At 53.2% G+C, this 11,523-nt stretch carries 5 protein-coding genes; all 5 read left to right on the top strand.

The window, feature by feature from the left end; all coding sequences use genetic code 11:
• The first annotated feature begins 4 nt into the window (after positions 1–4).
• The 5 genes from treS (at position 5) to gnd (ending at position 11,471) form a co-directional block, all read left to right on the top strand.
• A complete protein-coding gene (treS, locus tag KEF85_RS05300; RefSeq protein ID WP_215583653.1) occupies positions 5–3,382 on the top strand; it encodes a maltose alpha-D-glucosyltransferase in 3,378 nt (1,125 codons plus the stop codon).
• Between the two features lie 68 nt (positions 3,383–3,450).
• Positions 3,451–5,583 (top strand): glycogen debranching protein GlgX, encoded by a 2,133-nt coding sequence (glgX, locus tag KEF85_RS05295; RefSeq protein ID WP_215583652.1) that lies wholly within the window; start codon positions 3,451–3,453, stop codon positions 5,581–5,583.
• Positions 5,580–7,406: a malto-oligosyltrehalose trehalohydrolase gene (treZ, locus tag KEF85_RS05290; RefSeq protein ID WP_246535047.1), complete on the top strand. Its 1,827-nt coding sequence runs from the start codon at positions 5,580–5,582 to the stop codon at positions 7,404–7,406. The genes glgX and treZ overlap by 4 nt, the downstream gene beginning before the upstream one ends.
• A complete protein-coding gene (gene treY, locus KEF85_RS05285; protein WP_215583651.1) occupies positions 7,403–10,291 on the top strand; it encodes a malto-oligosyltrehalose synthase in 2,889 nt (962 codons plus the stop codon). The genes treZ and treY overlap by 4 nt, the downstream gene beginning before the upstream one ends.
• A 142-nt stretch (positions 10,292–10,433) precedes the next feature.
• Positions 10,434–11,471, top strand: a complete 1,038-nt coding sequence (gene gnd / locus KEF85_RS05280) for a phosphogluconate dehydrogenase (NAD(+)-dependent, decarboxylating) (RefSeq protein WP_215583650.1) — start codon at positions 10,434–10,436, stop codon at positions 11,469–11,471.
• The last annotated feature ends 52 nt before the right edge of the window (positions 11,472–11,523 follow it).

Raw genomic sequence — 11,523 nt, 5'->3', positions numbered from 1 at the left:
AACGATGACAATAACTAACGCCCAGGCTATAAAAACCGCGCCGGCGGATCGTGCCGAATGGATGAAAGATCCACTTTGGTATAAAGATGCGGTTATTTACGAAGTACACGTCAAGGCTTTTTTCGACAGCGATAATAACGGCGTCGGCGATTTTTCCGGCTTGATGCAGAAGCTGGATTATCTGCATGATTTAGGCGTGAACACACTCTGGCTGTTACCTTTTTACCCTTCGCCGATGCGTGACGATGGTTATGATATCTCCGATTACCGGAAGATTTATCCCGAATACGGCGATATGGCTGATTTCCGGCTATTCGTAAAAGAAGCCCACCGTCGCAATCTCAAGGTTATCAGTGAACTGGTGATCAATCACACCTCCGACCAGCACCCCTGGTTTCAGGCGGCGCGGCGGGCGCCGCCCGGCTCCAGCAAACGTAATTATTATGTTTGGAGCGATAATGACCATAAGTTTCCCGAAACCCGGATTATCTTCAACGATACCGAAAAATCGAACTGGACCTGGGACGAAGTAGCCAAAGCCTATTATTGGCATCGCTTCTTCAGCCATCAACCGGACCTCAATTTCAACCATCCGCAAGTCGTGAAGGCAGTAATCAGAATCATGCGCTTCTGGTTTGATCATGGCGTTGACGGCGTACGTTTGGACGCGATTCCCTATCTGTGCGTACGCGAAGGCACCAAAAACGAAAACTTGCCGGAAACTCATGCCGTCATCAAGCAAATGCGTGCGGTACTGGATAAGTATTACCAAAATCGGGTGTTTCTCGCCGAAGTCAATCAATGGCCGGAGGATGTGCGCGACTATTTCAGCTCGGGTGATGAATGTCACATGGCTTACAACTTTCCGCTGATGCCGCGGATGTATATGGCGATTGCTCAGGAAGACCGCCATCCCATAATCGACATCATCCGTCAGACGCCGGATATCCCTGAATCCTGTCAATGGGCGATTTTTCTGCGTAATCACGATGAGCTTACCTTGGAGATGGTCACTGATAAAGAACGTGATTATATGTATCAGACCTATGCCGGCGATAAGCGGGCGCGGCTGAACTTCGGCATTTGCCGGCGACTGGCGCCGCTGATGGACAATGAAAGCAATAAAATCCGGCTGATGAACAGCTTATTGCTGTCCTTACCCGGTTCGCCGATTATCTATTACGGCGATGAAATCGGCATGGGCGATAATTTATTTCTGGGCGACCGCAACGGGGTGCGTACCCCTATGCAGTGGAGCCCGGACCGTAATGCCGGCTTCTCGCGCGCCGATCCGCAAAATTTGTATCTCCCGCCGGTCATGGATGCCGTCTACGGTTACGGCGCGGTGAATGTGGAGGCTCAGCAACGCGAACATGCTTCGCTGTTGAACTGGATGCAAAATGTGTTGGCAGTGCGTAAAAAACATCAGGCCTTCGGACGCGGAAAAACGGTTTTTTTGCATCCGGGTAATCGCAAGATACTCGCCTATTTCAGAATTTACCAACAAGACATCATTCTGTGCGTGAGCAATTTGTCGCGTGCCGCACAGGCAGTCGAGCTCGATCTTTCGGCTTATAAGGGCTATGTCCCCGTGGAGTTGATGGGCAACTCGGCTTTCCCGCGCATAGGCGAATTGTCTTATTTACTGACCTTGCCCGGTCATAACTTCTATTGGTTTCGTTTGTCCAGCGGCAATGAGGTGCCAGACTGGCACCAGGAACAGTTAGCGGCGGAAGAATTGCCGATTCTGGTACTGTTCGACGGTTGGCGCAGTTTGTTTAAGGAAAAAGTTGAGCCTTGGCGTAGCGCTATGGCGGATCTGGTGCGTAGTCAACTCGAATCCGAGGCATTGCCGCGTTTTGTCTCGGCGCAGCGCTGGTATGGCGCCAAGGGCCGGCCGGTGCGGCGAGTTGTGATTAGCGATTACGCCGAGTGGGGGAACCAGTCGTATAAATGGCTGATGGCTCTGGTCAGTATTCAAACAGATCAGGCGGAACCGCTCAGCTATTTTATGCCGCTGGGATTGGCATGGGAGACCAGCGATGCGGAGCGCCTGCACACCATGCTGCCAAGCTGCGTGGCTAGAGTACGGCAACAGGCGCATATCGGCATTCTGGCTGACGCCTTTGCCGACGCGGCGTTTTGCCGGGCGCTGGTGATGTCGATAGGCGCGAGCGAAACATTCGCCAGTCAACAAGGTGTGATCCGTTTCACGCCTACCAGTGCTTACCAAGCGCTGGCAGGCGCGGCGGTTGCCGATCTGCCGGTTCACCCAGTCGCCATACAGGGTAGCAACACCGCGATTTTGCTGGGTGAACGGCTATTTCTGAAAGGCTATCGGCATCTGCAAAGTGGGATAAACCCGGAGTTTGAGATCGGACGTTTTCTAACCGAAGGCGGCAAATTTCCGCATCTGGCACTGGTGGCCGGCTCTATCGAGTATCAAGCCGCCGATGGCGGCTGTATGACCTTGGCCTTATTGCAAGCTCAGGTGGAAAACCAGGGTGATTTCTGGCGTTACACCTTGGATTACCTGAAACGTTTCCTGGAAGAAAGCCGGATAACTGTGCTGCCGTCAGTAACCCCGGCACCGGCTCATGAGGTTTATCTATTGTTGATAAAGACCCTGGGGCAACGTACTGGTGAATTACACAATGCCCTGAGCGCAGCCAGCAGCGATGCCGCCTTCGCGCCTGAGCCGATCACCGATGCCGATCTTTCCGCCTGGGTGGCACATGTGCAGGCCGAGGCCGTTACTACCTTGGATCAGCTTGAACATAGGTTGGCTGGACTCAACACAACAGATCGGGCGCTAGCGCAAAACCTGCTCAGCCAACGCGGCGCGCTTGCCGATCAGCTTCAGCACTGTGTTACCGGGCCGGTCAACGCCGTCAAGACTCGCTACCACGGCGATTACCATCTTGGGCAGGTATTACTCACCCGCAATGACTTTGTGATTATCGATTTTGAAGGTGAGCCGACCCGGCCTCTGGCCGAACGTCGCCGTAAACACTCGGTATTGCGGGATGTAGCCGGCATGCTGCTGTCATTTAACTATGCCGCCTACACGGCGATCGCTAAACAGCTTGAGGAACGTCCAGAAGATGTGCCGAAGTTAGAACCCATGCTGCGCAATTGGGAAGCTGAGGTGGGACGGGTTTTCCTGGCCGCCTACGCTGAAACCGTGCCGGATTCAGGATTAATTGCCGCACCGATGCCGCTACGCGGCTTACTGGACCTGTTTCTGCTGGAAAAATTACTCTATGAAGTGCGTTATGAACTTGATAATCGCCCCGCATGGGTAGTCATTCCGCTGCGGGGTATTTTGGAAATAATGCATAAATTAATCACGGAAATACCTGCGGCTCAGCAAACCAATTAGCGGTAAATGGCGCTTACGGTTTTCGATAAGGCCTAAAAACTGACTATCATTCAGACGGGGGATGCAATATGGCGACGACAATTACGGCGGTATGGCCTGGGCGACCCTATCCACGCGGCGCCTACTGGGATGGTGAAGGGGTAAATTTCGCTGTTTTTTCCGAATATGCCGAGAAAGTTGAATTGTGCCTATTCGATGCCAAGGGGCGTAACGAAATTCAGCGTATCGAATTGAAAGAACGTACCAATCTGGTCTGGCACTGTTATTTGCCCGAGGCTCGTCCCGACCTGCTTTATGGTCTTAGAGTACACGGCCCCTATCGTCCCCAGGATGGACATCGTTTCAATCCGCATAAATTGCTAATAGAGCCTTATGCAAAGGATATTGTGGGCACGCCGCGCTGGAGCGATGCCCATTTCGGATATAGCATAGGCAGCAAGAATGCCGATCTGTCCTTTAGTCGGCGCGATAATGCCGCCGACATGCCGAAGTGCCGGGTTATCGATCAGACCTTTAATTGGGAAAATGATCGTTCGCCCGATATTCACTGGCAAGATATGGTGATCTATGAGATGCATGTTAAAGGCTTTACCATGCAACATCCGGAAATAACCCCACAATTTCGCGGTACCTACGCCGGATTGGCGATGGATCCTGCCATCGAACATCTCAAACGGCTGGGCGTAACCACAGTTGAACTGATGCCGGTGCATGCTTTCCTTGATGATCGTCACTTGATGGAGCGTGGTTTGCGCAATTATTGGGGGTATAACTCGATAGGCTTTTTCGCACCCGATTCCCGTTATTCAGCCAGCGGCCAGATCAGCGAGTTTAAAACCATGGTCAAAACCCTGCATAAGGCGGGCATAGAGGTAATTCTGGATGTGGTTTACAACCACACCGCCGAGGGCAATCAACTGGGACCAACTTTGTCCTTTCGTGGCCTGGATAATGCCTCCTATTATCGATTGGCCGATGAGGATAAGCGATATTACAAGGATTACACCGGCTGCGGCAACACCCTGGATATGCAACATTCCTGTGTCTTGCAGTTAATCATGGACAGCCTACGCTATTGGGTGCTGGATATGCATGTGGACGGCTTCCGTTTCGATCTGGCTTCGGCGCTGGCGCGCGAATTACATGAAGTCAATCAACTGGGTGTGTTTTTCGATACCATTCATCAAGATCCGGTGTTGAGCGCTATCAAGCTGATTGCCGAACCCTGGGATTTTGGTGAAGGCGGTTATCAAGTAGGGAATTTCCCGCTAGGCTGGGCGGAATGGAATGATAAATACCGCGATAGTATCCGCGCCTATTGGAAGGGTGATGGCTGCTTGCTCGGCGAAATGGCGCAACGTTTGACGGGTTCCAGCGACCTCTATGAACGCACCGGGCGTAAGCCGCATTCCAGCATTAATTTTATCTGCGCCCACGATGGCTTTACCCTGCATGATTTGGTCACTTACGATGGTAAGCATAATGAGGCTAATCAGGAAGAAAACCGAGACGGCAACGATAATAATTTATCCTGGAATTGCGGCGTCGAGGGCGAAACCGAAGATGCTGCTATTAACGCCTTGCGCGCCCGTCAGAAACGTAATCTGCTGGCAACCCTACTTTTATCCCAGGGAGCGCCCATGCTGGTGGCCGGGGATGAGATGGGGCGTAGCCAGCAGGGTAATAATAACGCCTATTGTCATGACAACGCCACTAGCTGGCTGAATTGGGAACTCCGCCAACAGGATAGCGAGTTGCTGGAGTTTACCGAGCTTATCATCAGTTTGCGCAAAGCCCATCCATTGTTCCGGCGCAATTATTTCTTTCAGGGACGTCCGATCCGCGGCGGCCTAGTCAAAGATATTATTTGGCTTAATCCGGATGGTGCTGAAATTAGCGATGAGGTCTGGAATCAGCCGTTTTCCCGTTGTCTGGGCGTTTATTTTGCCGGCGGCAAAATGATCGAAACCGACGAACGAGGCAAGCGCTTAAAGGATGATAATCTGTTATTGCTGCTCAACGCTCATTATGAGGATATCGCTTTTATGCTGCCGTCATTCGAGAAACATCATACCTGGGAAGTGCTGCTAGACACCAAAGATGCCATTGGCACCCCGGAAATTCCACGCTATCAGGCGGCGCAAACTTATCCGCTGATCGGGCGGAGTCTGGTGCTGCTAAAACAGACACAGCCGATATGAAACGCGGATATGACATGCCATTCGGCGCCTGCGTACTGCCTGACGGTAGGGTACGTTTCCGGCTGTGGGCGCCGGCGGCGACTAGCGTCGAACTCTGTCTGGAAAATCAGGCCGGAGCAGACATTTTGTTACCGATGCATCGACTTAGCGATGGCTGGTTTCAGCTCGAAACTGCTCAGGCAACATCGGGCACACTTTATCGCTATTGCATAGACCGAAGCTTACTTGTCCCCGATCCGGCCTCGCGGGCTAACCCTGATGATGTGCAAGGCCCCAGTCAAGTAATCGATCCCGCGTCATTTAATTGGCTGGATGCCGACTGGCTGGGTCGCCCCTGGAGCGAAGCGGTCATCTATGAGCTGCATTTGGGCACCTTCACTGCCGAGGGTAGTTGCACAGCCGCTATACAGCGTCTCGATTACCTGGTCGACTTAGGCGTCACGGCGATTGAACTGATGCCATTAGCGGATTTTCCGGGTACCCGCAACTGGGGCTACGATGGCGTACTGCTGTTTGCCCCGGATCACAGTTACGGTACTCCGGATGAACTGAAGACGCTGGTGCAGGCTGCACATGTGCGCGGCCTGATGGTGCTGTTGGATGTGGTGTACAACCATTTCGGGCCGGAAGGCAATTATCTGCATCACTATGCGCCGCAATTTTTTAACGAGCATCATCATACCCCGTGGGGGGCGGCCATTAACTTTGATGGCGACGGCAATGGTTGCGTGCGTGATTTTTACCGACACAATGCCCTGTATTGGCTGGAAGAATATCATTTCGATGGGCTGCGCTTCGATGCCGTGCACGCCATAATTGACGATAGTCTTCCAAATATTCTCGAAGAATTGGCGGCCACGATACAGGCCGGGCCGGGCCGTAACCGGCACATACATTTGATACTGGAGAACGACGGCAACCAGGTCAATTATTTACAGCCGGGCGGTTTTACCGCCCAGTGGAACGACGATCTTCACCATGCCTTGCATCTGCTGCTGACCGGCGAAGCCGATGGCTATTATGCCGATTATGCCGATCAGCCAGTTCTGCACCTGGCGCGTTGTCTGGCCGAAGGCTTTGCTTATCAGGGCCAAGCCTCTGGCTTTCGCAATGGCCGCTCACGCGGCCAACCCAGCCGAAATCTAAGCTCGGGCGCTTTCATCAGTTATTGCCAGACCCACGATCAGATAGGCAATCGGGCTTACGGTGAACGCATCGGTATGCTGGCACCGCAACAGCGGCTGCAGGCCGGACTGGCGGTGCTGCTGTTAGCACCTTCACCGCCTATGCTGTTTATGGGCGAGGAATTTGCCGCGGTAACGCCCTTCCAGTTTTTTTGTGATTTTCAAGGCGAGCTGGCCGCTGCCGTCACTCAAGGGCGACGCCGCGAATTCGCCGGTTTCACGGCCTTTGCAGACCCGGTTGCGCGCGCCAGGATTCCCGACCCCAATAATCCGGCTACTTTTTTATGCAGCAAGTTGCATTGGGCTTGCCTGGAATTGCCCCAGCACCAGGATAGTCTGGATTATTACCGGCGTTTGCTGGCGTTACGCCGCACCTTTATTGTGCCCCGCTTGCCGGGGCAAAGCGGGAGCGGCGAATTTGAATTACTGGGAGCAACCGGGATGCGGGTGTGCTGGCGCTTAACCGGCGGTTCCCGGCTGAGCTTGCTGGCAAATTTGGGGAACGATCCGGTCGCTGCCGATTTGCAGATGACCGGCAGTGCATTTTATATTAGCCAGGCGGATCTGCCGGAAGCGTTTGCCGCCGGTTACGCGCCGGCTTGGTGTGTGGCCTGGTATCTTGACGAGGCCCCAATATGAAGCAGATAGCTGAACCACACATTCCTTTGTGCACTTATCGTCTGCAATTCAACAGCGATTTTACTTTTAATCAGGCCCGTGAAATTGTGCCCTACCTGAATGCTCTGGGCATTTCTCATTTGTATGCTTCACCTTATCTTAAGGCGCGGCCAGGTAGTCGGCACGGCTATGACATTATTGATCACAATACCTTGAATCCCGAGATCGGCACAAACCAGGATTTCGAGTTGATGTGCGAAACTTTAACCCAGCACGGCATGGGCCAAGTGCTGGATATAGTGCCTAATCATATGGGGGTACAGGCCGGCGATAATGCCTGGTGGCTGGATGTGCTGGAAAATGGTCAAACCGCGGTACATGCGGAATTTTTCGATATCGATTGGGCACCGATTAAGCCAAAATTGTTTGGCAAGGTGTTGTTACCGGTATTGGCTAAACATTATGGGACTGTCCTGGAAAATGCCGAATTGCAATTGCGCTTTAATGCGGAGCGCGGAGAATTTGCCGTCTATTATTATGAGCACCACTTCCCGGTGGATCCGCGTGAATACCCGCAAATTTTGGGCGATCGCATGGCTGACTTAGGTTTGCGCCTGGGTGAGGACAATCCCTTATTGATGGAATATCAGAGTCTGGTGACTGGCTTCCAAAATCTGCCGTGCCGCGATGATGTATCGCCTGAGCATCAGATGGAGCGGCGGCGCGACAAGGAAGTGCACAAGCGGCATCTGGCCGGTCTGGCCGCCAATTCTGTCGAAATAGCCGGGTTTATTAATCAGAACCTGGCCGGCTTTAATGGACAGGTCGGTAAATCGGCCAGTTTTGATCAGTTACATCATTTAATTGAGACTCAAGCCTACCGGCTGGCGTTCTGGCGGGTTGCCTCGGATGAGATTAATTACCGGCGGTTTTTCGATATCAACGATCTGGCTGGACTGCGGATGGAGAACGATGCCGTTTTCGATGCCACCCATCAGTTAGTGCTGCGACTGGTTAAAGAAGGCAAACTGGATGGCCTGCGCCTGGATCACCCGGATGGTTTGTACGATCCGGAAGCGTATTTTTGCCGGCTGGTCGAACAATGCCGGCTGGTGGAACGCACACCCTATCTGGTGGTCGAAAAAATCTTAGGTTTACACGAAGAGTTACGCAGCAGTTGGCCGGTGCAGGGGACCACGGGTTACGAATTCACTAATTTACTCAATGGCCTGTTTGTGGATACCAGCACTGCCAAGCATATGCAGCGGCTTTATTTTAGTTTTATCGGTGAGCATATCGATTTTGACGATCTGCTCTACCGTTCCAAGAAACTGATCATGAAGACCGCCCTGTCGGCAGAACTCAATGTATTGGCAAACCAGCTGTCCAGAATCGCCGAAGCCGACCGCAATACCTGCGATTACACGCTTAACGGCTTACGCTCCGCCTTGGCGGAAATAGTCGCCTGCTTTCCGGTCTATCGCGGCTACATTAGTGGCCGCGAAATAGCTGCGGAAGACCGCAGCAATATCAAACAGGCGGTGACGGCGGCTAAACGCCGCAGCACCACGGCGGATACCAGTATTTTCGATTTTCTGGCTGAGGTGCTGACGCTGGCTGCTGCAGATAAGCAAGCACCCGCTTATGCTGCGCAGGTGCAGATGTTTGCCATGAAATTTCAACAATTCACCAGTCCGGTGATGGCGAAAGGTCTGGAGGACACCAGCGCCTATATCTACCACCGCTTGCTGTCTCTGAATGAAGTGGGTGGCGATCCGCGCCGCTTCGGCGTGATCCGCCGCACATTTCATCGCGCCAATCAGCTGCGTGCAGCGCTTAGCCCGCATTCCATGTTGTCTAGTTCTACGCATGACAGCAAACGCAGCGAAGATGTCCGCGCCCGTCTCAATGTATTATCGGAACTTCCCGCCGCCTGGCGTCTGGCGCTCCGTCATTGGCACCGCGCTAATGATAGTCTTAAACAAAATGTGGATGGCTTGCTGGTACCCACCCGTAACGATGAATATTTCATCTATCAGACCTTATTGGGTATATGGCCGCTGGATGTGTTGGACAGCCAGGCAATGGCCGAGCTTAGCGCCAGAGTTCAGGAATATCTGATCAAAGCGCTACGCGAAGCCAAGGTTCATACCAGTTGGATCAACCCCAATATCGCTTATGAAGAGGCCGTTACCAATTTCAGTCTGGCCCTGATCAATGCGCCGAGCGAAAGTGCTTTTATGACGGATTTTCGCCCCTTTCAGCGCCGGATTGCCTGGCTGGGGCTGTTCAACAGCTTGTCGCAGACTTTAATTAAACTGACTGCACCGGGCGTACCGGATATTTATCAAGGCTGCGAACTCTGGAATTTCAGCTTGGTGGACCCGGATAACCGGCGTGCGGTCGATTTTGATCAGCGGCGCGACATGCTGACGGCATTACAGGCACTTGCCGTGCAGGACCCGGCAAAGCGCCTGGCCGGCATCAGTGCCCTATGCGATACGCTGGAGGACGGTCGGGCGAAAATGCTGGTGGTAAGTTCGGCCTTGGCCTTACGGAAAATTTGGCCGGAGGTGTTTCAGCAAGGCAAATATTTACCTTTGATCGTCAAAGGCCAACAGGCCGCGCATGTCTGCGCTTATGCCCGTATGGTCGGTAAGCACATTGTTATTACTGTTGCACCGCGCTTTTTCGCCGGATTGCTGGGAAAAACCGCACTTTTGCCGCTGGGAGCACAGGTCTGGGGTAATACCGTATTGGAGTTGCCTTTTTACCGGCTCGATCAGCAATACCACTGTGTATTCAGCGGAAAAGTGTTGACGCCAAATCAACAGGCCTCAGGTGGGCAACTGCCCATTTCCCAAGTGCTGGCGGAATTTCCGGTGGGCTTGATTAAAGTATGCTAGCGCACAGTAATGATTTGCGGTAATCGGTATTGTATGGTTTAACTGTTAAACCGGCATGCAGATATTAGTCATGTCGCCAATAACACCACTCTCCCCTAGTGCCAGGCGCGACGGGAATCCTCTCCCACAAACAAGGAGACTCATGATGCAAATCGGTATGATAGGCCTCGGACGAATGGGCAGCAATATGGTGCGGCGACTCATGCAGGGCGGACATGAATGCGTGGTCTATAACCGTCATGTTGCAGCCATCCAGCAACTCCAGGACGAAGGTGCTGTCGGGACAGCTTCTCTTCAGGATCTTATCGCCCGCATGACCAAGCCGCGCGCAATTTGGTTGATGGTACCGGCGGCGATAGTCGATGCAATGCTGACGCAATTGGCGCCGCTGCTTGAGGAAGGCGATATCGTTATTGATGGCGGCAATTCCTACTACCGCGATGATATCAGGCGGGCAGCGGAATTGCAGCAAAAAGGCCTGCATTATGTGGATGTGGGTACTAGCGGCGGCGTAGCCGGTCTGGAACGCGGCTATTGTTTGATGATCGGCGGCGAGCCGGACATAGTCAAACACCTGAACCCGATCTTTGCCACACTAGCGCCCGGTTCGGGGACTGCACCACGCACTCCTGGCCGGAACAAAGTCGACGCTACCGCCGAGCAGGGCTATTTGCATTGCGGCCCGCACGGAGCCGGACACTTCGTCAAGATGGTGCATAATGGCATCGAATACGGACTGATGGCGGCCTATGCCGAAGGCATGAATATTCTCCGCCATGCCAATATCGGCAAACATGCGCACGATAGCGATGCTGAGACATCGCCTATGGACAATCCGGAGTTTTACCAGTATGAGCTGGATCTGCCCGAAATCGCTGAACTCTGGCGGCGCGGTAGTGTGGTGGCCTCCTGGCTGCTTGATCTAACAGCGGCGGCCTTGGCCGAGGATGCCGATTTAGCCGGATTTTCGGGCCGGGTGTCGGATTCGGGCGAGGGCCGCTGGACAGTACTGGCGAGTATTGAAGAGGGCGTACCGACTCCAGTGATTAGCGCAGCGCTATTCGAGCGTTTTGCCTCGCGCGGCGATGCCGACTATGCCAACCGGTTGCAGTCTGCGATGAGAAAGCAGTTTGGTGGTCATGATGAGAAGAAATCAGCAGCTGTCTCAAACCAAAATTAACACACAAACCCTGCGGCTTAACTTACATTTAAGCCATGAGCGTAGACTACCA

This window comes from Methylomonas paludis, assembly GCF_018734325.1.
Taxonomy (GTDB): Bacteria; Pseudomonadota; Gammaproteobacteria; order Methylococcales; family Methylomonadaceae; genus Methylomonas; species Methylomonas paludis.
The sequence above is the reverse complement of the archived record's forward strand: the minus strand, read 5'-3'. Positions and strand labels throughout refer to the sequence as shown.

Excerpts from the sequence above, each read along its gene's own strand:
- gnd (WP_215583650.1), top strand. The coding sequence starts at position 10,434 with ATGATGCAAATCGGTATGATAGGCCTCGGACGAATGGGCAGCAATATG.
- treY (WP_215583651.1), top strand. The coding sequence starts at position 7,403 with ATGAAGCAGATAGCTGAACCACACATTCCTTTGTGCACTTATCGTCTG.
- glgX (WP_215583652.1), top strand. The coding sequence starts at position 3,451 with ATGGCGACGACAATTACGGCGGTATGGCCTGGGCGACCCTATCCACGC.
- treZ (WP_246535047.1), top strand. The coding sequence starts at position 5,580 with ATGAAACGCGGATATGACATGCCATTCGGCGCCTGCGTACTGCCTGAC.
- treS (WP_215583653.1), top strand. The coding sequence starts at position 5 with ATGACAATAACTAACGCCCAGGCTATAAAAACCGCGCCGGCGGATCGT.